Here is a 25,267-nt window from a genome sequence, read left to right on the forward strand (position 1 = left end):
GGCACGGATGTTGTTTATTCTTTAGTACAAAAATGACAATAATAAAATTACAATAAGTTATGGACAGAGAAATCCCTAAAGAAGTGCGTGATAAGGAACGCAAAAAGAAGTTCATTAAATATGGTGCAATAGGTGTGGCGGCAGTGGTATGTATAGCTGTATTGATTTCGTTTATGCGAAGTAGCGTCAATAAGAAAGATTTGGTGTTTTCAGAAGTAGACAATGGAACTATTGAAGTAAGTGTCAGTGCTTCCGGTAAGGTTGTCCCGGCTTTTGAAGAGATTATCAATTCACCTATTAATACTCGTATCGTGGAAGTTTACCGTAAGGGAGGAGACAGCGTGGATGTAGGTACGCCGATTTTGAAACTTGATTTGCAGAGTACGGAAACCGAATACAAGAAATTGCTGGATGAAGAACAGATGAAACGTTATCAGTTAGAGCAGTTGAAAGTGAATAATAATACGTATCTGAGCGATTTATCAATGCAAGTGAAAATTTCTGCCATGAAATTGAACCGTATGGAGGTAGAACTTCGCAACGAACGTTATTTGGATAGCTTGGGTTCTGGAACAACGGACAAGGTTCGTCAGGCTGAATTGAACTTCAATACAGGAAAACTGGAATTGGAACAGCTCCGTCAGCAATACGCAAATGAATCGAAAGTAAAAGAGGCTGATTTGAAAGTGAAGGAATTGGAATTCAATATTTTCTCAAAGAGTCTTGCTGAAATGAAACGTACATTGGATGACGCTCAAATTCGTTCACCGCGTAAAGCGATTCTTACCTATATTAATAATCAGGTAGGTGCGCAGGTGGCGGAAGGTAGTCAAGTAGCTATCATTTCTGATTTGAGCCACTTTAAAGTGGAAGGTGAAATAGCTGATACATACGGTGACCGTGTGGCAGCAGGTGGACGTGCCATAGTCAAGATTGGCAATGAGAAACTGGAAGGAACGGTAAGTAGTGTGACACCGTTGAGTAAGAATGGGGTGATTTCGTTCATTGTACAACTGAATGAAGATAATAACAAGCGATTGCGTTCCGGCTTGAAGACGGATGTATATGTAATGAATGCCGTGAAAGAAGGGGTTTTAAGATTGGCGAATGCTTCTTATTATGTCGGTCGCGGTGAATATGAATTATTTGTTCAGGATAGTAAGGATGAAGTAGTGAAGCGTAAAGTTCAATTGGGTGACAGTAATTTTGAATATGTGGAAGTCATATCGGGATTGAAACCGGGTGACAAGGTGGTTGTCAGCGATATGAGCAGTTACAAAAACAAGAATAAGTTGAAGTTGAAATAAGAAGCAGCTATGACATAAACAACAAGATAAAACTCTCTCTTAATTAATACATTGATTGTTACGGGAAATGAAGTGTCTTTTCTTCCTTTTCACTCATTTCCCGAACATAATTTAATTTGTTCTTAGGCTATGTCGTTTTTTTGATTGTTTACTTTTTTATATTATTCATAATGCTTGTTGGCATTCTTATTCCGGTATACAGCATCAGTTGTATTAGTCCGGTAGATGTGTTGTGGGATGAATACGACTGACAAAAACGATCATACTGTCCGTTATCGGACAATATATTAAATAATAATCTGTTGAAAATTAAATGTTTATTGCTTTGGTATATCTTTTGATTCATAAAAATAAAAAGTGTATAAGATTAACAATTTAAATAAGAAAAATTATGGCAATGATTAAATTAACCGGTATCAATAAAATCTACCGTACCAATGAGATTGAAACATTAGCACTGGAAAATGTAAATTTGGATGTGATTAAAGGCGAATTTGTTAGTATTATGGGGCCTTCCGGTTGCGGTAAGTCTACCTTGTTGAATATTATGGGGTTATTGGATGCTCCCAGCAGTGGAAAGATTGAAATAAACGGTACTTCTGTAGAAAGTATGAAAGATAAAGAACTGGCTGCTTTTCGTAATAAGACTTTGGGATTTGTGTTCCAGTCATTCCACCTGATTAATTCGCTGAATGTGATTGACAATGTAGAATTGCCTTTGCTCTATAGAAAGATGGCTGCCAAGGAGCGTACCCGTTTGGCAAAAGAAGTGTTGGAGCGTGTTGGTTTAAGTCATCGTATGCGCCACATGCCCACACAGCTTTCCGGTGGTCAGTGTCAGCGTGTGGCGATAGCCCGTGCTATTGTGGGCAATCCCGAAATTATCCTTGCCGATGAGCCTACCGGAAATTTGGACTCAAAAATGGGTGCTGAAGTAATGGAGTTGTTGCATAAATTGAATAAAGAAGATGGACGTACCATTGTGATGGTAACCCATAATGAAGAACAAGCCAAACAGACTTCAAGAACTATCCGTTTCTTTGATGGCCGTCAGGTGCAATAACTGGAGGCTACTTCATTTTTTCTACGGACCATTAATGAAAAGGTACTATAATGATAAAAAAAACAATAGGACAAGTAATTTATCAATTGCGTAACCAACCGTTACTAAGTGCAATTACTATATTGGGAACTGCCCTCGCTATTGCTTTGATAATGGTTATTCTAATTGTCTATCAAGCGAAAACGGCGGACTATGCTCCTGAAGTAAATCGTTCACGCTCGCTTTACGTCAAATGGGAGCGTACGGTATATGACAAGAAAGAACCTAACAGCGCAGGTCATTCCCGACCTTCATTGTGGATGGCTAAAGAAGTCTTTTATCCGTTGAAAACTCCCGAAGCTGTATGCGTTACTTATGAAGCCGGTGAAGTATTAGTCAGTACTCCAGGAGCTGATGAAGAGGTCAATACACCGTTGTTACTGACAGATGCTGATTTTTGGAAGATATACCAATTTCATTACTTGTCGGGAAAACCTTTTACCCAGGCTGACTTTCAGTCGGGAATAAAGAAAGCTGTTATTGTTGAAAGTGTGGCGAGGCGTCTTTATGGAGATGTGGACGCTGCTATTGGGAAACCTGTACAGATTAATTTTACTGATTATACTGTTTGTGGTGTAGTAGAGAATGTAAATCGTTTTTGTGAGTTTGCATGGAGTGAGGTTTATGCACCTTATTCTTCGAATGCGATAGCCAATAAGGTGGAAGCAGGAGAAACTCAGGGAAATCATATCATTACTATCTTGGCGCATAGTTCAGATGATTTTGAGAAAATCCGTAATGAGGTGGCCCGTGGAGTGGCACAGATTAATACGACACTGGGTGAGAGAGAATTGCAACTGATGGGGCAACCGGATAACTTCCGTACTCAGTTGAATCGTAAATTTGCCAACTCGTATGAAAATCTGGATGCGGCATATTGGAAATATGGCATTATGATTATTGTTATTTTATTGGTTCCCGCCATTAATCTAAGCGGATTGACACATACCCGTATGCGTCGTCGGCTGGAAGAATTAGGTATTCGTAAATCTTTTGGCGCTACACAGGGAGAGTTGGTGTGGCAGGTTTTGAACGAGAACTTTGTATTGACATTAATCGGTGGGATGCTGGGACTTGGACTTTCTTATCTGTGTCTGTGGCTGATGAGTGATTGGTTGCTTCAGACTGCTTGGGGAGCAACAGCTACCATGAATGTTTCTATGGTCAGTCCTGTTGTATTTTTTGTGGCGCTTTGTTTTTGTCTGGTGCTTAATTTGCTTTCGGCATACATTCCTGCCTGGCGTGTTGCCCATACTCCGATTGTCGATTCGTTAAATCAAAAACTCTAAGGCTATGCTGATTCATTTATTAATTATTATAAAGAATAATCTTCGTGCCAATCTGTTGCTGATGGCTGGAATGTTCGTCATTGCTACTTCACTGTGGTATGCTGTGGATTATGTGTATGCTGTGGTAGTGAACCAACAGAAATCATTAGGGTTTGATTGGGAGCATGTATATTATGTACAAGCGGCCGTCTTACCCAATGAAAGCGTGGAGTGTGACACAGCAAGTCGGTCTGATGATGAAGTGACAGCTGAATATTTGGAATTTTATAATCGGCTGCAACATCATCCGGCAGTAGAAAGTGCATGTTATACTTTGATGCATTTCCATTATATATGGAAAAACGGTAGTGGAACCATGTCTTATGATACATTGAAGACCAGTGCGATGTATCGGGAAGTCACTCCTTCTTATTTTACCGTGTTTCGTGTCAGAGGGGCTGATGAATGTTCGCCTGAAGAGTTGTCCCGGCGGGCATCACATACCAATGATTTTGTGGTGACGGAAAATACAGCTTGTCGGCTGTTGAATCCGGACATAAATAATATGACTGTAAAAGGAGTGGAGCTAGCCGGTCGGTTTATTCATAGTGGGGTTTCCATGCGCGAGGATGAACCAGATTCGGTGCGTGTGGCCGCCGTATGCGAGAATCAGAAATATAATGAATATTCCAATTGGAGTAAAGCCGTTTATCGCATTGTACAGTTGGGACAGGGAGATTTTAAGATAAGCTATGGCAGTATTCCTTATCATGATATATTTATTCGTGTGAAGGCAGATGCCGACCGTCCTGGCTTTGTGGAATCATTCCGGAAAGAGATGAAGAAACAGCTGCGTGTGGGTAATCTGTATCTGGCGGATATGCGTCCTATGAGTTATTACCGGAATGAACATCTGGCTGATTATCGTAGCGATCTTTATACTTATTTGGCCATTGCTGGATTCTTTTTAGCTAATGCGTTTTTGGCCATATTGGGTACTTTCTGGTTCCGTACGCAGCAGCGTCGTGAAGAACTGGCCGTCCGTCTGGTTGCTGGGGCTACGCCGCACAGTCTTCAGACTCTTTTAATGGGAGAAGGCTTTCTACTGATAACCATCGCTTATATTCCTGCTTTGGTTGTAGCTTATAATTTAGGTATTTCTGATTTAGTAGAGACATGGCCTGTAGAATGGAGTTTCACACGTTTCCTGATAGGAGGGCTTGTTACTTTTCTGTTACTTTGGGCTATTGCCGCTATCAGCATTTGGTTTCCGGCACGGCAGGCCATGAGTATCCAGCCAGCTGAGGCATTGCATGGTGAGTAAATCAGATATTCATTTTATTAAAAGATGGAATTAATGAAAAACGGAGATACATTTGGGATCTATTTGGAAATATAGAACATTGTATCTCTGCTTTAATTTATATATCAGGAAGTGAAATCGTGTGCGAAAATGAAGTTGGTGTTCATTTTCGGACAGTGTATAATAAAGATAATATGTTTATATTCAGTTTTTTGTGTCTTTGGCATGACTTTGGCTAGTATAGATATAAAGTGTATAAGAAAATAATAAAATAGAATTCGAAAATGATAAAACAGTATTACAAGCAAGCTTTGGCACAACTACGCCAACATCCGCTTATCAGTATTATCGGTATTGTGGGGACTGCGCTGAGTATTTTCCTTATTATGTTGGTAGTGATGATGCAACAAGTAAAGGTCGCTCCTTTTTCTCCCGAGTCCAATCGTAACCGTTTTTTACATGTACATTATATGAGTATCAGTCATAAAGATTGGGGAAATGGGACAAGTAATGGTCCGATGAGTGTACAGACTGCACGTGAAGTATACAAATCGTTGAAGACTCCTGAGGCTGTTACTGTTTATTGTTGCATGACGGTGTCCACTCCTGTTTCCCTACCTGGTGCGCCTGCGATAGGAGCTGATGTGCGTGAGACAGATGATACATTTTTTCATGTGTTCGATTTTCAGTTTACAGATGGAAAGCCGTATGATGAAGCTACTTTTACAGCTGGGCGCCCTGTAGCTGTTATAACAGAGAGCATATCACGTGCCTTGTTTGGTTCTATTCAGTCTGTAGGTAAAGAATTTCTGCTGAGTCATGCTCCTTATCGTGTAGTAGGAGTAGTGAAAGATGTTTCAACTCTTGCCGATATGGCTTACGGGCAAGTATGGATTCCTTTCACTTCGACCAACCTGTCTAATGACACATGGAGTGATAACCACATGGGAATGATGAGTGTAACTCTGTTGGCGCATGACCGTGAGGATTTTGATGAGATTCGTGCTGAGGCTAAGCGCCGTATGAATGAGTATAATTCAATACTTGCTGATCAAGGGTATACATTGATAGATCGCAACCGTCCTTATGACCAGGAAACCCAATCGATTTCTTTTGCTGCCAATTTGGAACCGGATTTAAAAGCGGCTCGTCGTGAGCGTGTCATTATCTTTATTATTCTATTATTGGTTCCTGCCATAAATTTGAGCAGCATGACGCAAAGCCGTTTGCGTCAGCGTGTAGCCGAGATAGGTGTGCGTCGTGCATTTGGAAGTACCTGCATAGAGATGGTGGGGCAGATTGTGATGGAAAATCTCGTAATCACTTTGTTGGCAGGGGCTATCGGATTGCTCATTAGTATATTATTCGCTTATTGGGGCACTGATATATTGTTTGCACAACCTTATAGTGTTACTCTGAATGCGCCTACTGTTGATTCCAGAATTTTATTGCAACCATCTACTTTCCTCTATGCATTGTTGTTCTGTTTTGTATTGAATTTGCTTAGTAGCGGTATTCCCGCATGGCGGGCATCGCGTACTAACATAGTCAATGCTTTGGGAGGAAAGATACATTAATAGATGAAAAATTAAGAATTTAAAAGAAGAGTTAGAATGAATAAGAAACTATTGACACAGATAAAGAATGAGTGGCGTTCCAATCTTTGGCTTGTTACCGAATTGTTGTTGGTGAGTGTTGTTATGTGGTATATTGTCGATTATATGTATGTTAAGGCAGCTGTTTACTATGAGCCACGTGGTTTTGATATCTCCCATTGTTATTTGATACAAATGGGACGCCTTACTGATAAAAGTCCTGATTTTATTCCTAATCAGACAAAAGAGCAGCAGCGGGAAGATGTGAAAGGACTTGCCGAGCGTCTTAAATATCGTCCGGATATAGAGGCGGTTGGTTTTGGTCAGAATTCTTATCCTTATAATGGGAGTAACAGCGGTACGGAGGTTAGATATGACACACTTCAGTCGCCGGGATGGACTATTCGACGTTTAGTAAGTCCTGATTTTGTCCGGGTTTTCCAGTATCATGGTACTCGTGGGGAAACTCCTGAACAATTGGCGGAGTTGCTTAGCCATCCCAAGAATTTTTTGGCTTCCGATAATTTATACAAGAAACGTTACGGAAGAGATTTGACTCCATTGGTAGGAAAACAGTTTTATTTGTTTGGAGATACGACGGAAACCTATACGCTGGGAGCATCGTTGGAGGTAGTCCGGTATTCAGATTATGAGCAGGCATGGAACAGCTACAGTATGGTGAAACTTTTGCCGGAGAATTGGTATGATGTGGGACTTGAATTGTGTGTACGGGTAAAAGAAGATCAGGATAAAGATTTTATAACCCGTTTGAAAGCTGATAGTGAGAAGCTATATCGGGTGGGGAATGTGTTTATAGCCGAAGTGCGTTCGTTTGATGATATCCGTCGTAACTATCAACAGTCACAAACCAATTCCATGCGCAGCTATATTTTGGGTATGGTTTTTTTATTGTTGAATATTTTTTTAGGATTGCTGGGCACGTTCTGGTTTCGTACTCAGCAACGACGTGGTGAGATTGCTTTGATGAAATCTTTGGGAGGAACAGACCACAGTGTCTTTGTACGCCAGTTGGTGGAAGGATTACTGCTATTGGTTATAGCCACTATTCCGGCTGTTTTTATCAATTGGAATCTGGCAAATAGTGAATTGAATGCTTGGATGAATGGTACTACTATTGAAGGTGGACGCTTCATAATAACAGTTCTTATCTCCTTTATTTTGATTGCATTGATGATTGTAGTAGGCATTTGGATTCCTGCACGTAAGGCTATGAAAGTTCAGCCGGCGGAAGCATTGCATAATGAGTAATTTCTTTTTTTGTTAAAAGATTTTAGAGCATAGCACAAACATGATAAAACTATATTTCAAACAGGCTTTTTTCCAACTCCGTGAGAATAGGCTCATCAGCTTGGTCTCTATTATAGGAACGGCATTGGCTATTTGTATGATCATGGTCATCGTTTTGGTGTTGGAAGTGCGCATTACGGATTGTGTGCCTGAGGTGAACCGTTCACGTTCTCTTTATATGAAAGCGATGTCTATTCATCAGAAAGGAGATACTAGTGATAATTCATCAAACGGCTGTATGTCACTTACGGTGGCTAAAGAGTGTTTTAAGGCGCTTACTGTTCCTGAGACGGTAACTATAGTGTCTACAGGAGGCAGGATGCGTATTTCTGTACCTGCGGGAAAAACAATGACAGTGGATAATCTTGAAACTGACGATACTTTTTGGAAAGTGTTCTCTTTTGATTTTATTGCCGGAAAGCCGTTTACGGCTGCCGATAGTGAAAGCGGACTTCCTAAGGTTGTAATTAGCGCTTCTGTGGCCCGGAATTTATTTGGTACGGTAGAAGCAGTGGGGCGTACAGTCCAACTTAACTTGGCCGATTATACGATAGTGGGTGTTGTGAAAGATGTATCCAAACTGGCTGTTTCTTCGTATGCGCAGATTTGGATACCTTTCAATTCAACTGAAATAGCCAGGAAGTGTTGGTATGACAATGCGATGGGAACTTTTCGTGTGGTCATTCTGGCACATTCGGAGAAAGATTTTCCTGCTATCAGAGAAGAGGTGGAACGTCTGCGTCAGAAATTTAATGACGGATTGCAGGATTCTGAAATCTTTTATCGTGGACAACCCGATGATCGTTTCTCTTTTATCTTTCGTCACTGGGGAAGAGAGTTACAGGCGAAGGAAGCTTATTTGTACTACCTGCTGGTGATTGTCATTTTATTGTTGGTACCGGCTATAAATCTTAGTAGCATGACTTTGTCCCGTATGCGGAAGCGCATGTCGGAAATAGGAGTGAGGAAGGCATTTGGTGCTACTGCCAATGTCTTGTTGAGGCAAGTGTTTTATGAAAACTTATTATTGACGCTCATAGCCGGAGCAGTAGGAATGCTTTTCAGTTATGCATGTACTTTTTTATTGAATGATTTCTTATTTTCCAATAGCGAGAACCGTGCCCAAATAGGAGAAACCAGTCTTTCGGCAGATATGTTGTTCAGTCCCTGGATATTCTTGGCCGCATTCATTTTCTGCCTGCTCTTGAATTTGCTGTCAGCGTGCATTCCTGCCTGGAGGGCATCGCGCATGAATATTACGGACGCTTTAAACCAACGTTAGATCATGAACAGGAATTTATTGAAACAGATATGGAACGAGCGCCGCAGCAATGCGTTTCTGTGGATGGAACTTTTTGTGGTGTTTGTCATATTATGGTATATTGTGGATGTGGTATATGTCACATTGAGCATCTATAATTTGCCGATGGGCTTTGATATAGAAAATACGTATGTTCTTCGTTTTGAGCGGATGACTTCGAAGGCGGCTGCTTATCAGCCTGGCCGTACTATGAAAGAAGATGTTGCCGATTTGCATGAAATTGTAAACAGGCTTGCGCATCGTCCGGATGTGGAAGCAGTCAGCCTCTCGCAAAACTGTATACCTTATAATGACGGTGCAAACAGTTTTTCATTTTATCTGGATACAGTCCCGGTACGTAGTTTGAAACGATGGATAACTCCGGAGTATTTTAATGTATTCCGTTATCGCAATATAGACGGTTCGGATAGTGAAAGCCTTGCTGAGGCACTGACACCGTCCGGCATGGTCTTATCTGTGAATATTGCCGATGTTTATCAGGATGCACCTTGGCATGGTAAGGAACTTTTAGGGCGTAGGGTGCCTGTTTGGCGGAATGAGCCGGAGGCGGAGCACCTTTCTATAGCTGCTCTTACCGAGCCGGTCCGTTATGATCATTTTACAGCTCCGGATGATTACGGCTCCCGTTATGCTGCTGTGTACCTGACAGATGAGGTAATGGAATCCTTGGGCGAAACGGTTTATATAGAAGTTTGCCTACGTGTTCGTGAGGGACAGAATGATGGATTCATAGACCGTTTGATAGTGGATGCCGACCGTCAATATCAGGTGGGCAATCTATATCTTTTGGATATAACTCCTTTGAGTGATGTACGCACTGCTTATGAAACGGATTCGGTGAATGAGTTGAATACGCAATTTTGTATCATATTTTTCTTATTGCTGAATATCTTTCTAGGCATTATCGGAACTTTCTGGTTCCGGACACAGCATCGGCGTGTCGAAATTGCGTTGCGTATAGCTTTAGGTTCTACCCGTTGGGGAATCTGCGGTCGTCTGATGGGGGAAGGAGTCTTTTTATTGTTGGTATCTGCTATTCCTGCATTGGTCGTAGCGTGGAATTTGGGATATGCCGAACTGGTGGAAGTTACACGTATGCCTTTTACGGAAGGTCGTTTTGCGATTACAATTCTGGGCACTTTCATTCTGATTGCTGGAATGATTGTCATTGGAATAGGATACCCTGCCCGTCGTGCCATGAGTATCGAACCGGCTGAGGCATTACATGAAGAATAAATAAAATGAAGAGATAAAACGAATGAAACAGCTATTATTACAAGCATTTAATCTGATACGGCAGAATCCTTTTTATGCTACAATCAGTATTATAGGAACAGCTGTCACTATCGCTTTTGTTATGGTGGTAGTGATGATTTATGACTTCCGTACAATGGATATGGCTCCGGAAAGTGATCGGAGCGATATGATGTATACAGGTTCGGGAATGACCTATCGTAAGCAGGATCATACCAACCAGAACAGCGGTATGGGACGCAAGGCTTTTGAAGCATTGTTTTCAGAGCTCCCTGGTGTAAAAGAGGTTACTTGGTATCGTGGCGTTTCCAAGACCCCTTGTAACTTGTCCGCTTCGAATGAGATATTCAACTATTTTGTGCGGCCTGTGGCTGATAACTGGTTTAAGTTCTTTGATTATGAATTTATAGCGGGACGTCCTTTCACACAAGAGGAGTATGATGCCCGTCGGTGTGTCAGTGTGGTAACCGAGCGTATGGCCTTGCAGCTTTTCGGCACGACGGATGTGGTAGGAAAAGAATATCAAAGTAATTTTTTTCCGACTAAAGTGGTAGGCGTGGTGAAAGATGTCAATGCTATTTTCCAGACAGCATACGCTGATGCTTTTGTTCCTTTCTCATTGGAAAATGAAGACTATTATGCTACTTGGACAGGGGGCTTGGGAGGAATCCGTCTGGGATTGCTCAAACTGCTGCCGGACACTCGTCCTGCAGAGGTACGGACTGAAGTACAGCATCGGCAGGATCGTTTGAATAGTTCAACGGCAGAATATGCTTTCGAGATGAACGAACTCTATACTCATACGGAATATACCTTTTTTCGTGGAAAAGATATTAGTGCACCGTTGGTTTACAGTATGTTATTGATGGTCTTGCTGATTGTTCCTGCTATTAATATCTCAGGTATGACCAATGCCCGAATGCAGGAGCGTGTGACAGAGATTGCAGTTCGCAAGGCGTATGGTGCATCACGTATTTCCATTATGGTGAGGTTGTTTTTAGAGAATCTGTTTACGGTCTTTTTGGGTGGAATTTTAGGATATCTGTTTTCGTGTGTGTTGGTTTGGCTGGGACGTGTATGGTTGTTTGGTAGCGGCGAGGTAGAATTATCAGATATCAGTCTGGATGGAGGTTTGTTGTTGCATCCTGCTTTATTTGTGTTGGTTTTCGGCGTATGTGTTGTTTTTAATTTATTGTCGGTATTGATTCCGGTATGGATGGTCACACATCGTAATATTGCGACTACCATCAAAGGAGAATAGGAGGAAAGAAAAATGATAAAGAGTTTATTCAGACAAATGTGGAACCAGAGGCACGCCAATGTATGGGTGTGGGTTGAATTGATTGTTGTTCTTATCTTGCTATGGTACAGCATCGATCTGGTTTATAATTATGAGGCTGCTGCCCGTCAGTCTAAAGGATATGACACGGAGAATGTTTTTGATATTCAATTGAATATTAAGCCGGCTTTGCAAAATGATTCTGTATTAATGAGTCATTCTGCTGAATATTTGGAACAAATCTATCATTTAATCCAACAATATCAAGGGGTGGAGGAAGCTTGTTTTTATTATGGGACAATACCTTATACGGGAAATAATATGTATGAGGGATATGCTCCGCATTCGGATTCGACCCATGTGGTAGGCTGTTTCATCCGTTATGTCAGCCCTACTTATTTCAAGGTATTTCGTTTGCAGCCATTATCAGGCTCATTTGAGGCGGAGCGTTGGGACAAGAATGAATACCCCATGCCGGTGTTGATGAGTGAAACGTTAAGTGATTCCTTGTTTAGCGGACGCAATGGAGTAGGGGAGACTTGTTTCAATCCTTATTTTCTGAATAGTGTGCAACCGGAAACTAATTATAAGGTAATGGCGGTACTTCCTGCTCATAAGACCGATGAGTACGAGCGTTACGAACCTTTTATTTATCTTCCCAGTCCGCCGCTGACTCATTGGCATCACATTGCGGTGCGTGTGGCTTCCAATTCCATACCGGGATTTACCGAACATTTTATGCAGGATATGCAAGGGAAATTATCTATCGGCCCTTATTACTTATACGATATAAATTCGTATGGCGATATGAAGGAAGCTTTCGATATAGAGCAAGGAACGGTGAATTATCTGAATACTACCTATGCCGTTATCCTTTTCTTTGTTTTCAATATATTTTTAGGGATGCTGGGTACTTTCTGGTTTCGGACTCGTAAAAACCGAAGTGAGATAGCTTTGCGTATGGCACTAGGTTGCAGTAGGATGAATGTATTTGGTTATTATGTACTTGAGGGCATCCTTCTCTTGGTTTCGGCTGCCATTCCCGCTGTTTTTGTTTGTGCGAATATGCAGATGGCGGATCTTACTGTGCATACATTAATGGAACCTGCTTGGGGACGTTTTTTGCTTTGTTTTGTGTCGGCCATGCTGTTGTTGGGGATAATAATTTTGCTCGGCATTTATTTCCCCGCCCGGAAAGCGATGGGGATTGAGCCGGCAGACGCGTTGCATAATGAATAATGTTATTTCATTGTCACATGATCAGCAGTGTTCGTATATGAATGGAGTGTCCGATTTCGGACACTCCATTTTTGTCGTAAGGTGTTATAAAACAGTGAAATAGTTTTTTGGCATACCATTTGCCTTACCTTTGATAAAAAGAATAATAACGCAATGAAAAAACAAGTAATATCTCTATTTTTAGCCTTTGGCATATCGTTGGTTGCCGGAGCGCAGCCACAAGAAAAGCGACGTGCCATCACTTTGGAGGAAGCCATTACTATTGCCCGTGTGCAAAGTGTAGATGCGGCCGTAGCTTTAAACGAGCTGAAAACCGCTTATTGGGAATATCGTACTTTCCGTGCGGATTTGCTTCCGGAAATGAATTTTGAAGCCACTATTCCCAGCTATAATAAGAAGTATAATTCTTATCAGCAGGATAACGGTGCTTATACATTTGTACGTAATAATTATATGGAAATGAATGGTGAAGTTTCTATCGATCAGAATATTTGGTTGACCGGTGGTAAACTCTCATTGAATACCTCTCTTGATTTCTTGAAACAACTGGATGGAGATAAATCAAAACGATATATGTCTGTTCCTGTGGCATTGACTTTGGAACAACCTATTTTCGGAGTGAATACAATTAAATGGAACCGCCGCATCGAACCGGTGAGATACGCTGAAGCTAAAGCCGCATTTCTTACTGCAACCGAAGAGGTAACCATGACTACTATCAACTATTTTTTCAATTTGTTGTTGGCTAAGGAAAATGTAGGCATCGCCCGACAGAATCTGAAGAATGCAGATAAACTGTATGAAGTGGCTAAGGCAAAGCGTAGTATGGGGCAGATCAGTGAAAATGATTTGTTGCAATTGGAACTGAATGTATTGAATGCCCGTTCTACGTTGACTGAAAATGAAAGCAACTTGAAAAGTAATATGTTCAAACTCCGTTCATTTCTAGCATTAGGAGAAGATGAGGAATTGGAACCGGTTGTTCCCGAGACGATTCCGACTGTATTGCTGAACTATCCGGATGTTTTGGACAAAGCACTTGCCAATAATTCATTTGCGCACAATATTCGTCGCCGCCAGTTGGAAGCAGATTTTGAAGTGGCTAAGGCGAAAGGTAATTTACGTGAAATCAAGCTCTATGCACAGGTAGGTTTTACAGGAACAGACAATGAATTTAATAGTGCATACCGCCGTTTGAAAGATAACCAGATTGTAGAAGTTGGTTTTAAAATTCCTATTCTTGACTGGGGAAAACGTCGTGGTCAGGTAAAGATTGCTCAAAGTAACCGCGATGTGACTGAAAGCAAGCTACGTCAGGAGACCATGAATTTCAATCAGAATCTGTTTATCCTTGTAGAACAGTTCAATAACCAGCAGGCCCAGTTGCAGATAGCAGACGATGCGGACAAGATTGCCCAGAAACGTTACAGCACCAATGTGGAAACCTTCATGGTCGGTAAAATCTCGACATTGGATTTGAATGATTCCCAGTCAAAGAAAGATGAGGCTCGTCAGAAGCATATCAATGAGTTGTTCTATTATTGGTACTATTATTACCAGTTGCGCAGCTTGACATTGTGGGATTTCAATACCAATACTAATATTGATGCCGATTTCGAGAAGATTATCAAACAATAGGATTTTCACTATTCAATTCTGTTTGAATATAAAATGGGGTTGTCTTTGTACTTATTAAAATAATAATTTCTACATTTGCAGCATTATGATATTAATTATAGACGATGACAGTGCCATTCGTTCTTCTCTGAGCTTTATGCTGAAAAGGGCGAAATATGATGTGCAGGCCGTACCGGGTCCCAAAGAGGCTATTGAAATAGTCCGTTCGGTTGCGCCCCAGTTAATCTTGATGGATATGAACTTCACCCTGTCCACCAGTGGTGAAGAAGGATTGACTCTTTTGAAACAGGTCAAAGTGTTCCGGCCCGATGTTCCCGTTATATTGATGACAGCATGGGGAAGTATCCAGCTTGCCGTGCAAGGGATGCAGGCAGGTGCATTTGACTTTATTACCAAGCCTTGGAACAACGTGGCGTTGATGCAACGGATAGAAACGGCTTTGGAACTGACTTCACAAGATAAGAAAGCAGAGGTTCCGGTGGAAGATAATGACGGCTTTGACCGTAGCCATATCATTGGAAAGAGTAAAGCACTGATGGATGTGCTGGCCACGATCAAGCGGATAGCGCGTACCAACGCATCGGTCTTGATTACCGGTGAAAGTGGTACAGGCAAGGAGTTGATAGCCGAAGCGGTACATTTGAACAGTCCCCGTAGCAAGAAACCTTTTGTGAAAGTGAACTTGGGAGGAATTTCTCATACTTTGTTCGAGAGTGAAATGTTCGGTCATAAGAAAGGTGCGTTTACGGATGCCACAGCCGACAGGGTAGGACGTTTTGAACTGGCTGATAAAGGTACGATTTTTTTGGATGAGATTGGCGATTTGGATTTAAGCTGTCAGGTGAAACTGCTTCGCGTGTTACAAGAACAGACTTTTGAAGTCTTGGGCGACAGCCGTCCCCGTAAAGTCGATATCCGTGTGGTCAGTGCGACGAATGCCGATTTACGACAGATGGTGCAGGAACACACCTTCCGCGAGGATTTGTTCTATCGTATTAATTTAATTACGGTGCATCTTCCGGCATTACGCGAACGCCGTGAGGATATTCCCTTATTGGTCCGTCATTTTGCCGACAAACAATGTGAATCGAACGGTCTTCCCAAAGTGGAATTTACTTCTGAAGCGATGGATTATTTAAGCCGTTTGCCTTATCCGGGTAATATCCGTGAATTAAAGAATTTGGTGGAACGTACCTTGCTGGTCAGTGGAAAGGAAATATTGACTGCGGATGATTTTAAATCACAATACCAGCATCCTATAGAACAGAAGGTGACAACGAATCTGCAAGGCATGACCTTGGAGGAGATAGAAAAGCAGACTATTCTACAAACGCTTGAGAAGTATAACAATAATATGTCACAGGTTGCCGTAGCCTTAGGAATCAGCCGGGCTGCTCTTTATCGCCGTTTGGAGAAATACAATATACAAGTGAATGATTAGCAAAAACGGAACCGGATAAAATATGAAACTGAAATTCTTGTTCTTTTTTTTAGCATTACTGTTGACAGCAGTATGGACTATCCTGCTCGTTCTTACATTGAAGGAACGCGGTGCGTTGTTTTATATAGGAGAGGGAGTTATTACATTCAGTCTTGTGTTTCTGGTTTATTTCTATCGCAAAGTCGTGAAACCGCTTGATATCATCGGCAACGGTATGGAGCTTCTTCGTGAGCAGGATTTCAGCAGTAGGCTGACTCCTGTCGGACAAAAGGAAGCCGACCGCATTGTGTTGGTTTTCAACCGCATGATGGAGCAGTTGAAAGACGAGCGCCTTCGGTTGCGTGAGCAGAATCATTTTCTTGACCTGCTGGTCAGCGCTTCTCCCATGGGAGTTGTCATACTGACTTTGGACGGACATATTTCCATGCTAAATGCTGCAGCTCTTCGTTTTTTGGATTATTCTTCGGCAGAGGAAGTCAGAGGCCGATTGCTGTGCGAGTTGGCTTCCCCTTTGGCCGAAGAAATAGAACGTATTCCCAAAGATACTACTGAAACAATTCGTCTGAGCGACTCCATGATTTACCGCTGTTCCCGGCTTTCTTTTGTTGACAGAGGCTTCTCTCATCCGTTTATTCTGGTGGAAAGTCTGACTTCCGAGGTGGTGAAAGCAGAGAAAAAGGCATACGAAAAAGTGATCCGTATGATAGCACATGAGGTGAATAATACGACTGCGGGCATTACCTCTACTCTTGATACGGTGGATGGCGCTTTGGAATGTATGGAGGATACGGAAGACTTGCGCGAAGTGATGAAAGTCTGCATAGAGCGTTGCTACAGCATGAGCCGTTTTATCACAAATTTTGCCAATGTGGTGAAGATTCCCGAGCCTCAATTACAATCAGTGGACTTGAATGACCGCGTAGCCGCTTGCAAGACATTTATGGAAACGGTTTGCCGTAACCGTAAGATTACGCTGCATCTTGATTTATGTAAAGAGAATCCTGAAGTGATGATGGATACTTCTCTGTTTGAGCAAGTACTAGTCAACATTATCAAGAATGCGGCTGAAAGTATCGGGGAAACAGGAGATATCTTTATCCGTACTTCCGTATCACCTACGATGTTGGAAATTGCTGATACCGGTGCCGGTATCAGTAAAGAGGTGGAAACCAAACTGTTCAGTCCTTTCTTCTCCACCAAGCCTAACGGACAGGGTATCGGTCTTATTTTTATTCGTGAAGTTTTGATAAAACATGGGTGTACTTTCTCTCTTCGTACCTATCCGGATAAACTGACCCGTTTCCGTATCCGTTTCTGATGATTTTCTACCACTTTACCACGCTGATGCTTCCGCAAGGAAGTGAAAAGGGAGGGTTTATAGTAAATGTCTTTCGGGTGTTTCTTTTTGTGCTGTTGGTTCTTTCGAAATCTCAGTTCAAAATGAAAACTCTTTTTATTATGCTAAGTCGTCCGCGATGAAAAATGTTTAATCAGGATTGAATGAAATCGGTTTGTTTGGTTTATCTTCACAATATTATGTGCTAAATAATTAAATTATGAAATACCCTATCGGCATACAGACTTTTAGTCAAATCCGTGAAAACGGATATGTTTATGTGGATAAGACCGACCTTATCTACCAGTCGGTGAGTAGAGGAAGTATTTATTTTTTCAGCCGTCCGCGCCGTTTCGGCAAAAGTATTATGAAGGGCGGAAAGAGGTGAGGTAATATCCGGACAAGCCTGAAAATATCCTGTAGTTTGGAATAAGTAAGTAACGTTATAAAATAGCTTGATACATTATTTTATTCATCGTTATCAGTCCAAATCCACAAAAAAGTTGGGAGCGTTTATGCCCTCATGCTCTCACTGTATATGTAACATGTTGATCATGAATAATTTGTGTAGTTGTGGTAAAAATAGTTGCTCTTCCTTATGCCCTCACTAATCTCTCATGCCCTCACTACGTTTTGAAGCATATTTCTGTATAACATGCTTGTTGTCAGCTATATATTCTTTTTTTGTAGGATATTCCGGCTTGATATAAAGTAGGGCGTTTTCTGGCTTTTTATCGTAAAAAGTGTGTGTAAAGGGTTTGTACTTCTATGGAGTGTGATCGCAAAGTTCCCGGTATTTCCGGCAGCGGTAAAAAGATCAAGACGTTTTTAAAAAAGCTCTTGTTCTTTTTAAAAAAGGCCGTTATCTTTTTTTGAAAGTTCTTGATCTTTTTAAAAAACGTCCTTATCTTTTGAGATGAAATTCCGGATCTTACGCGAAAACCTCCACCACAGAGTTTTGCAAAACTGCTGCCACTGCTATCACTCTTTCCACTGAAAGCACCATGAGCAGGACGTTTCATAGGGTGGTGGCAGCACTTTTTTTATATGGTAAAAAGGGCTGCTGCCACCACTTTTACCTCTTTTCTACCCCAAAAAGTCCGTAGGAGGGGGAAGAAACAGGAGGCGGAGGATGATCAAACGCTGGGAAAAGGCGGGAATACAGGCACACAGCACCCGGAAACCGGACCGGCAGAATATCGTCCACCAACGAACAAGATACTGACTACAGCCTGATGGGAATCTGATTGCGGATCGCCAGAACTATGGTTGCATCCCGACAAAGCCATAGTTACAATCTGGTGAAACCTTAGTTCCAGCCTGATGGAACTGAAGTTTCAACCCTACGGAACCGGTTGGAACTGAACCTTATGGCTGAATATGACGCCCGTACAATTAATATAGGTGCTGAATACAGCTTTTGGAAAGATTATATCAATGCGGTGATAGAGTTCAACCGCTGCCGTTACTTTTCCGGCGGAGTGGTTTTTAAAGTCCACCTGAAATAATAAAAGGAGTGGCTGTCAGTCTTTGATTTTCTTTTTATACACTTCCCCTCTGCTCATTACTTCCTTAACGAAATTGTAAGTCTCTACCCCTCGGAAGTATCCATTCTTACAAACCGGATCATTGAAATATTCTTCATTACTTTTAAGCAGGATATAGTCATCTACGCTATTATCCCATACATATTTATTCTTGCCATATTTTTCAGCCAGTGCCATGGCATCCAGTACGTGTCCTATTCCGGCGTTATAAGCCGCCAAGACAAATTTCATCCGTTCGTTTTCATTTTTTATTGCGTTGAAAGAACGGGAAGTGGCAGCGATATATTTCACAGCGGCCTTTATACTCTCTTCCGGATTCTGTTCTTTACCGGGAGGAACTCCCATAGCACGCGCCGTCCGGGGCATGAGCTGCATTAATCCTTTCGCGCCTGCCCATGATACGGCTGTCGTATCAAAATTAGATTCTGTATAGGCTAGGGAAGCTAAAATACGCCAGTCCCAATCTATTTCTTTGGCATATTTCTTGAATAGAGTGTCGAAGTGTGAAATCTTTCCGTCTTTGACGGACAAGATGGAACCGTGAGGTGTCCGTTTGCTTATTTCAAAATAACGCTTGCTACTGGCCTGATAGGCAGGAGAAGTTATATTTTCCTGATGCCATTTAGTAGCAGCTTCACCTAGTAGCGGTGAGGTCTTACGTACGGCCCATGAGGCACGTTGGTCAAAACTGACAGCCAGGTCAATATTCAGATTGGGGTAATAAGTCTTGTTTAATTTGGCAAGGTCGTTATCACAGATGGCATAATCTATCTCACCATTGGAAACCTGCATGATTAAATCCTCGGTGGTGATGCTGTCATTATTGACTTCGTGTATCAATATACCGCCACCCAGTTCTTTATCCAGATTGATGAGACGTTCCAGATACTTTCCTGGTTTTACATAGACCTCTTTCCCTATTAATTCTGTCACATTATTCAGTGCTTTCTTCTTTTTTTGAGTATTGCGTTGTACCAATACCTGATGGGTGATAATATCTTCCCCGCAAAATTCTACACTATCTTTAAACTCTTTGGTGACAGGTAGATTATAGGCTATCAGGTCTCCTTCTCCTTGTAATAGTTTATGGACCAGATCACGGGCATTCTGTGCTACTTTTATTTTCAGCTTTACGCCCAATGAGCGGGTAAACTGATCGGCCAGCTCATACTGGAATCCCATAGGCTCGCCCCGATAGTCGAAATAAGAGGTAGAACTGTTCAAGGTCAGGGCTACTAATTCTCCGCTGTCTTTTATTTGCGGCAAATCATAATTTGTCACTTCGGCAGATTGTTGCCGGTTGCGGCACGCTGTCATGCATATACAGGCAAGGACTAATAGCCAGACATTTTTCATCTTCCTAAAATCTTTTCAATATATAGTTTAAGGATTTCAATGGCCTTTTGGTTGTTGCCTCCATTGGGGATAATAATGTCGGCATATTGTTTGGTAGGCTCTATGAATTCGTCATGCATCGGTTTCAGAATGTTCCGGTATTTGTCTATCAGCATTTCCAAGGGATGGCCGCGTTCCACCATGTCGCGGGTAATCACACGCAGCAAACGTTCATCGGGTTCGGCATCCACGAAAATTTTTAAATCCATCAGATCGCGTAACTCTTTATCATAGAGGCTCATGATACCTTCTACGATGATGACTTCCTTAGGCTCTACATGGACGGTTTCGGGTAGGCGTGTACATATTATATAAGAATAGGTAGGTTGTTCAATGGGATGTCCTTTACGTAATTCGGCTATCTGTTGTTCAAAGAGCGGCCAGTCAAAAGCGTCGGGATGGTCGAAATTGGTTTGTTTACGTATTTCCAAGGGAATGGATGACTGATCATTATAATATGAATCTTGTGGAATGACTGCAACGGAACCTAGGGGCAGGCTCTCTATGATTTTTCTAACTACAGTGGTCTTTCCTGAACCGGTTCCGCCGGCTATGCCAATAATTATCATAATAATAGAATGTATTTTAAAACAAAACTGTTACTTTTGCATCAGGCTAAATACTTTAAGCCCTGTGTCAATTACAAAAGTAGGATAATTAATTAAAATATCAAGTATGGTTAAGCACATTGTTTTATTTAAATTGAAAGAAACTCTTTCACAAGAAGAAAAATTGAAAGTGATGAATGATTTTAAAGCGGCTATTGAAGCTTTGCCGGTCAAGATAGGTTTTATCCGTCATATATTTGTGGGGCTGAATACCAATTCTGCTGAAAAATGGGATATTTGTTTGGATAGTGAATTCGATACGCTGGCAGATGTCAATGCCTATGCCGTTCATCCGGATCATGTAGCTGCTGCCGGCCTCTTGAAAGAGGTTAAGGCTGATCGTGCTTGTGTGGATTATGAATTATAAAAGATAGCTTATGAAAAAGATAATCAATCCCTGGAAGGGGATGAAAGGATATAATTGCTTTGGCTGTGCTCCTAATAATGACGCCGGAGTGAAGATGGAATTTTATGAAGACGGGAATGAGGTAATCAGTATCTGGAAACCTCAGCCACAGTTTCAGGGGTGGATTGATACGTTGCATGGAGGTATTCAGGCGGTGCTGTTGGATGAGATTTGTGCATGGGTAGTTTTGCGTAAACTACAGACTACCGGTGTTACGTCCAAAATGGAAACTCGTTATATGAAGCCTGTTAATACTAACGATTCGTATATTGTATTGAAAGCCTCCATAAAGGAGAGGAAGCGCAATATCGTATTTGTAGAAGCGGCTATTTATAATAATAAAGAGGAACTTTGCACCAAGGCTCTATGCACTTATTTCACTTTTCCGCAAGAGAAGGCGAAGGAAGAAATGCATTTTTTGAGCTGCGAGGTGGAGCAAGATGAGATAATACCTTTAATTTGAAAGAAAAAATAAAGTTTTTGCGATAATTATTTGCTGATATCAAATATAAACTTTATTTTTGTCGCAAATAAAAAGAAAAGACTATGGTTAGAACAGCTACACATCATCATCATTTTCCTAACGAATAACTCGGTGGGCTAAGATGATATTGTAGTATGATGATATAGGGCTTGCCGAAAACGGTAAGCCCTTTTTATTGCCGGTTAATAATTAAAAAACAGATAGAATCATGCTTAGAATTGCAGTACAGTCAAAAGGCCGTTTGTTTGAAGAGACAATGGCATTATTACAAGAGGCGGATATTAAAATCTCCGCTTCTAAAAGAATTCTTTTAGTACAGTCATCTAATTTTCCTATCGAAGTTCTTTTTCTTCGCGATGATGATATTCCTCAGTCGGTGGCTGGTGGAGTGGCTGATTTAGGGATTGTAGGCGAGAATGAGTTTGTAGAGAGAAAAGAAGACGCTGAGGTGATTAAACGTTTGGGATTCAGCAAGTGCCGTTTGTCATTGGCTATACCTAAAGATGTGGACTATCCGGGTTTGTCTTGGTTTGAAGGACGCAAGATTGCGACTTCTTATCCCGGCATTTTGAAAGATTTCATGGAACGGAATGGTATTCATTCTGATATTCATGTCATTACCGGTTCGGTAGAGATTGCTCCGGGAATCAGTTTGGCAGATGCTATTTTTGATATTGTAAGTTCGGGATCGACTTTGGTAAGCAATAGCTTGAAGGAAGTGGAAGTGGTTATGAAAAGTGAGGCATTGCTGATAGGCAATAAGAATATGTCTGAGGAGAAGAAAGAGATTTTGAATGAACTCTTGTTCCGTATTGAAGCGGTGAAAGCTGCCGAAGACAAGAAATATGTCTTGATGAATGCTCCGACAGAGCGTTTGGAAGAAATTATCGAAGTGCTGCCGGGTATGAAGAGTCCTACTGTGATGCCATTGGCACAAGAAGGATGGAGTTCGGTACATACAGTGCTTGACGAGAAACGTTTTTGGGAGATCATCGGAAAACTGAAGGCATTGGGCGCGGAAGGTATTTTGGTATTGCCCATTGAGAAAATGATATTATAGCCGGTCCATACGTCAGGCGAGATTTGTAAACTTATAAAAGAATACATGTATGAAGAAAATAATATATCCTGAAAAGAAAGACTGGGTGGAAATTCTCCGTCGTCCGGCATTAAATACAGACACGCTGCGCGATACGGTTAAAGAAGTGCTGGATAAAGTGAAGACGGAAGGAGATAAAGCGGTGAGGGAATATGAAGAACGTTTTGATAAGGTGAAACTGGACTTACTGGGGGTTACTGAAACGGAAATTGCTGAAGCGGAAAAGGAGGTACCTATTGAATTGAAGGCAGCTATTATGCTGGCACAGAAAAATATTCATACTTTTCATAATTCTCAGCGATTTGAAGGGAAAAAGGTGCAGACTGTATCTGGTGTAACTTGTTGGCAGAAGGCTGTTGCTATTGAAAAGGTGGGCTTGTATATTCCCGGAGGCACGGCGCCTTTATTTTCTACCGTATTGATGTTGGCTACTCCGGCACAGATTGCAGGTTGCAAGGAAATCGTACTTTGTACTCCTCCTGATAAAGAAGGAAAGGTTCATCCTGCTATCTTGTATGCGGCAAAATTGGCCGGAGTAAATAAAATATTCAAAGCAGGAGGGGTGCAGGCCATCGCTGCTATGGCATACGGAACGGAAAGTGTGCCTAAGGTTTATAAAATTTTCGGTCCGGGTAACCAATATGTAACGGCTGCCAAGCAGCAGGTTTCTTTGCGGGATGTTGCGATAGATATGCCTGCCGGCCCTTCTGAAGTCGAAGTGCTGGCCGACGAGACGGCTAATCCTGTATTTGTGGCAGCCGATTTGCTTTCACAGGCGGAACATGGAGTTGATAGTCAGGCCATGCTGATAACTACTTCTGAGAAATTAATGAAGGAGGTGGAGTATGAGGTACAACGCCAGTTGGCTTTGCTTACCAGATGGAAAATAGCCGAAAAGTCGTTGGCAAACAGCAAATTGATTTTGGTGAGGGATATGGATGAGGCAATTGCTCTGACGAATGAATATGCTCCCGAGCATTTGATTATCGAGACCAAGGATTATATGGAACTGGCAGAGCGTATTGTCAATGCCGGATCTGTATTTCTAGGTTCACTTACTCCGGAGAGTGCCGGTGATTATGCATCCGGAACCAATCATACTTTACCTACCAATGGTTACGCCAAAGCGTATAGTGGGGTGAGCCTGGATAGTTTTATCCGTAAAATCACTTTTCAGGAGATTAATGGTGAGGGTATTCAGAATATCGGTCCTGCTATTGAGGTGATGGCGGCTAATGAACAACTGGGTGCGCATAAGAATGCAGTAACCGTAAGATTAAAAACAGTATAAAGATGAAAGATTTGAAAGAATTGACGCGCCCGAATATTTGGGCTTTGAAACCCTATTCATCGGCACGTGACGAATATAATGGAGCGGAGGCATCTGTTTTTCTGGATGCCAATGAGAATCCGTACAATACACCTAATAACCGTTATCCTGATCCTATGCAGCGGGAACTGAAGAATATGATAGCTCCTATTAAAAAGGTAGACCCCGATACGATCTTTCTGGGAAACGGCAGTGATGAGGCTATTGACTTGGTATATCGCGCGTTCTGTATTCCGGGGGTGGATAATGTAGCGGCTATTGACCCTACTTATGGTATGTATCAGGTGTGTGCCGATGTCAACGATGTAGAATATCGCAAGGTGTTGTTGGATGAAAACTATCAGTTCAGTGCCGACAAACTATTGGCGGCAACAGACGATCACACCAAACTGGTTTTTCTTTGCTCGCCCAATAATCCAACCGGTAATAACCTGGATCGTAGGGAAATGGAAAAATTGCTGGATACTTTTCAGGGATTGGTGATTATAGACGAGGCCTATTCCGATTTTTCTGATGCGCCGTCTTTCCTTGCCGATTTAGATAAATATCCTAATTTGATTGTCTTCCAGACTTTTTCTAAGGCATGGGGATGTGCTGCCATTCGTTTGGGCATGGCCTTTGCGTCTAAAGAAATCATCTCTATTTTCAGTAAGATTAAATATCCGTATAATGTGAATCTGCTGACACAGAAAGAGGCTGTTATGATGTTGCATCGGCATTATGAGGTAGAACGTTGGGTAAAGTCGTTATTGGAAGAACGGACGCGTTTGGTCAATGAATTTGTAGAACTGCCTTGTTGTGAGAAAATCTATCCTACGGATGCTAATTTTTTTCTAGCTAAAGTGACAGATGCCAAGAAAATATATAATTATTTGGTAGGTAAAGGTATCATAGTGCGTAACCGTACCAATATTTCTTTATGTCGTGATTGTTTGCGTGTGACTATTGGTACACGTCCGGAGAATGATATGTTGTTGGAAGCATTGAAGAATTATGAATGTTGAAAT

At 41.7% G+C, this 25,267-nt stretch carries 22 protein-coding genes and 1 pseudogene; 21 read left to right on the plus strand and 2 right to left on the minus strand.

Going from position 1 to position 25,267, the window contains the following annotated elements:
- The first annotated feature begins 59 nt into the window (after nucleotides 1-59).
- The 16 genes and pseudogenes from GKD17_RS05105 (at nucleotide 60) to GKD17_RS05180 (ending at nucleotide 18,899) form a co-directional block, all read left to right on the plus strand.
- Nucleotides 60-1,307: an efflux RND transporter periplasmic adaptor subunit gene (locus GKD17_RS05105; RefSeq protein WP_007837250.1), complete on the plus strand. Its 1,248-nt coding sequence runs from the start codon at nucleotides 60-62 to the stop codon at nucleotides 1,305-1,307.
- Nucleotides 1,308-1,698: 391 nt separating this feature from the next.
- Nucleotides 1,699-2,370: an ABC transporter ATP-binding protein gene (locus GKD17_RS05110; protein WP_007837252.1), complete on the plus strand. Its 672-nt coding sequence runs from the start codon at nucleotides 1,699-1,701 to the stop codon at nucleotides 2,368-2,370.
- A 50-nt stretch (nucleotides 2,371-2,420) separates the two neighbouring features.
- On the plus strand, nucleotides 2,421-3,698 hold the full coding sequence (locus GKD17_RS05115; RefSeq protein WP_007837253.1) for an ABC transporter permease: 1,278 nt from the start codon (nucleotides 2,421-2,423) through the stop codon (nucleotides 3,696-3,698).
- A gap of 4 nt (nucleotides 3,699-3,702) precedes the next feature.
- Nucleotides 3,703-5,001 carry an ABC transporter permease gene (locus GKD17_RS05120; protein WP_007837255.1) on the plus strand — a complete coding sequence of 433 codons (1,299 nt, stop codon included), beginning with the start codon at nucleotides 3,703-3,705 and terminating at the stop codon, nucleotides 4,999-5,001.
- 263 nt (nucleotides 5,002-5,264) lie between these two features.
- The gene (locus GKD17_RS05125) at nucleotides 5,265-6,557 is read left to right on the plus strand and encodes an ABC transporter permease (RefSeq protein WP_007837257.1); all 1,293 of its coding nucleotides are present in this window, start codon (nucleotides 5,265-5,267) and stop codon (nucleotides 6,555-6,557) included.
- A 36-nt stretch (nucleotides 6,558-6,593) separates the two neighbouring features.
- Complete coding sequence (locus GKD17_RS05130; RefSeq protein WP_007837259.1) at nucleotides 6,594-7,844, plus strand: ABC transporter permease; 1,251 nt, start codon at nucleotides 6,594-6,596, stop codon at nucleotides 7,842-7,844.
- A 40-nt stretch (nucleotides 7,845-7,884) separates the two neighbouring features.
- Complete coding sequence (locus GKD17_RS05135) at nucleotides 7,885-9,165, plus strand: ABC transporter permease (protein ID WP_007837264.1); 1,281 nt, start codon at nucleotides 7,885-7,887, stop codon at nucleotides 9,163-9,165.
- 3 nt (nucleotides 9,166-9,168) lie between these two features.
- A complete protein-coding gene (locus GKD17_RS05140; protein WP_007837266.1) occupies nucleotides 9,169-10,440 on the plus strand; it encodes an ABC transporter permease in 1,272 nt (423 codons plus the stop codon).
- 22 nt (nucleotides 10,441-10,462) lie between these two features.
- Nucleotides 10,463-11,719: an ABC transporter permease gene (locus tag GKD17_RS05145; RefSeq protein WP_007837273.1), complete on the plus strand. Its 1,257-nt coding sequence runs from the start codon at nucleotides 10,463-10,465 to the stop codon at nucleotides 11,717-11,719.
- A gap of 12 nt (nucleotides 11,720-11,731) precedes the next feature.
- Nucleotides 11,732-12,976, plus strand: a complete 1,245-nt coding sequence (locus GKD17_RS05150; protein ID WP_007837275.1) for an ABC transporter permease — start codon at nucleotides 11,732-11,734, stop codon at nucleotides 12,974-12,976.
- A gap of 153 nt (nucleotides 12,977-13,129) precedes the next feature.
- A complete protein-coding gene (locus GKD17_RS05155; RefSeq protein WP_007837277.1) occupies nucleotides 13,130-14,614 on the plus strand; it encodes a TolC family protein in 1,485 nt (494 codons plus the stop codon).
- Nucleotides 14,615-14,699: 85 nt separating this feature from the next.
- Nucleotides 14,700-16,055, plus strand: coding sequence for a sigma-54-dependent transcriptional regulator (locus GKD17_RS05160; RefSeq protein ID WP_007837279.1), 1,356 nt, complete (start codon nucleotides 14,700-14,702; stop codon nucleotides 16,053-16,055).
- 22 nt (nucleotides 16,056-16,077) lie between these two features.
- Nucleotides 16,078-17,373, plus strand: coding sequence for a sensor histidine kinase (locus GKD17_RS05165; RefSeq protein WP_007837280.1), 1,296 nt, complete (start codon nucleotides 16,078-16,080; stop codon nucleotides 17,371-17,373).
- Nucleotides 17,374-17,611: 238 nt separating this feature from the next.
- Nucleotides 17,612-17,761, plus strand: a pseudogene (locus tag GKD17_RS05170) (AAA family ATPase); the annotation flags it as partial.
- Nucleotides 17,762-18,438: 677 nt separating this feature from the next.
- Nucleotides 18,439-18,627, plus strand: a complete 189-nt coding sequence (locus GKD17_RS05175) for a hypothetical protein (protein WP_007837289.1) — start codon at nucleotides 18,439-18,441, stop codon at nucleotides 18,625-18,627.
- A gap of 134 nt (nucleotides 18,628-18,761) precedes the next feature.
- Nucleotides 18,762-18,899 carry a hypothetical protein gene (locus tag GKD17_RS05180; protein ID WP_007837293.1) on the plus strand — a complete coding sequence of 46 codons (138 nt, stop codon included), beginning with the start codon at nucleotides 18,762-18,764 and terminating at the stop codon, nucleotides 18,897-18,899.
- Between the two features lie 15 nt (nucleotides 18,900-18,914).
- Here GKD17_RS05180 and GKD17_RS05185 read toward each other — a convergent pair whose 3' ends face one another.
- Nucleotides 18,915-20,294 (minus strand): MltF family protein, encoded by a 1,380-nt coding sequence (locus GKD17_RS05185; RefSeq protein ID WP_007837294.1) that lies wholly within the window; start codon nucleotides 20,292-20,294, stop codon nucleotides 18,915-18,917.
- Nucleotides 20,291-20,902, minus strand: a complete 612-nt coding sequence (gene udk / locus GKD17_RS05190; RefSeq protein ID WP_007837295.1) for a uridine kinase — start codon at nucleotides 20,900-20,902, stop codon at nucleotides 20,291-20,293. Before udk ends, GKD17_RS05185 begins: the two co-directional genes overlap by 4 nt.
- 106 nt (nucleotides 20,903-21,008) lie before the next feature.
- Here udk and GKD17_RS05195 point away from each other — a divergent pair, with 106 nt between their 5' ends.
- The 5 genes from GKD17_RS05195 to hisC all read left to right on the plus strand — a co-directional run bounded on the left by GKD17_RS05195 (nucleotide 21,009) and on the right by hisC (nucleotide 25,264).
- A complete protein-coding gene (locus GKD17_RS05195; RefSeq protein WP_007837297.1) occupies nucleotides 21,009-21,308 on the plus strand; it encodes a Dabb family protein in 300 nt (99 codons plus the stop codon).
- A gap of 10 nt (nucleotides 21,309-21,318) precedes the next feature.
- On the plus strand, nucleotides 21,319-21,810 hold the full coding sequence (locus GKD17_RS05200; RefSeq protein ID WP_007837299.1) for a PaaI family thioesterase: 492 nt from the start codon (nucleotides 21,319-21,321) through the stop codon (nucleotides 21,808-21,810).
- 229 nt (nucleotides 21,811-22,039) lie between these two features.
- A complete protein-coding gene (gene hisG / locus GKD17_RS05205; protein WP_007837301.1) occupies nucleotides 22,040-22,891 on the plus strand; it encodes an ATP phosphoribosyltransferase in 852 nt (283 codons plus the stop codon).
- A gap of 49 nt (nucleotides 22,892-22,940) precedes the next feature.
- Entirely contained in the window at nucleotides 22,941-24,221 is a 1,281-nt protein-coding gene (gene hisD, locus GKD17_RS05210; RefSeq protein ID WP_007837303.1) for a histidinol dehydrogenase, read from the plus strand.
- A gap of 2 nt (nucleotides 24,222-24,223) precedes the next feature.
- On the plus strand, nucleotides 24,224-25,264 hold the full coding sequence (gene hisC, locus GKD17_RS05215) for a histidinol-phosphate transaminase (RefSeq protein WP_007837304.1): 1,041 nt from the start codon (nucleotides 24,224-24,226) through the stop codon (nucleotides 25,262-25,264).
- The last annotated feature ends 3 nt before the right edge of the window (nucleotides 25,265-25,267 follow it).

The sequence above is a fragment of the Phocaeicola dorei genome (genome assembly GCF_013009555.1).
GTDB classification, from domain to species: domain Bacteria; phylum Bacteroidota; class Bacteroidia; order Bacteroidales; family Bacteroidaceae; genus Phocaeicola; species Phocaeicola dorei.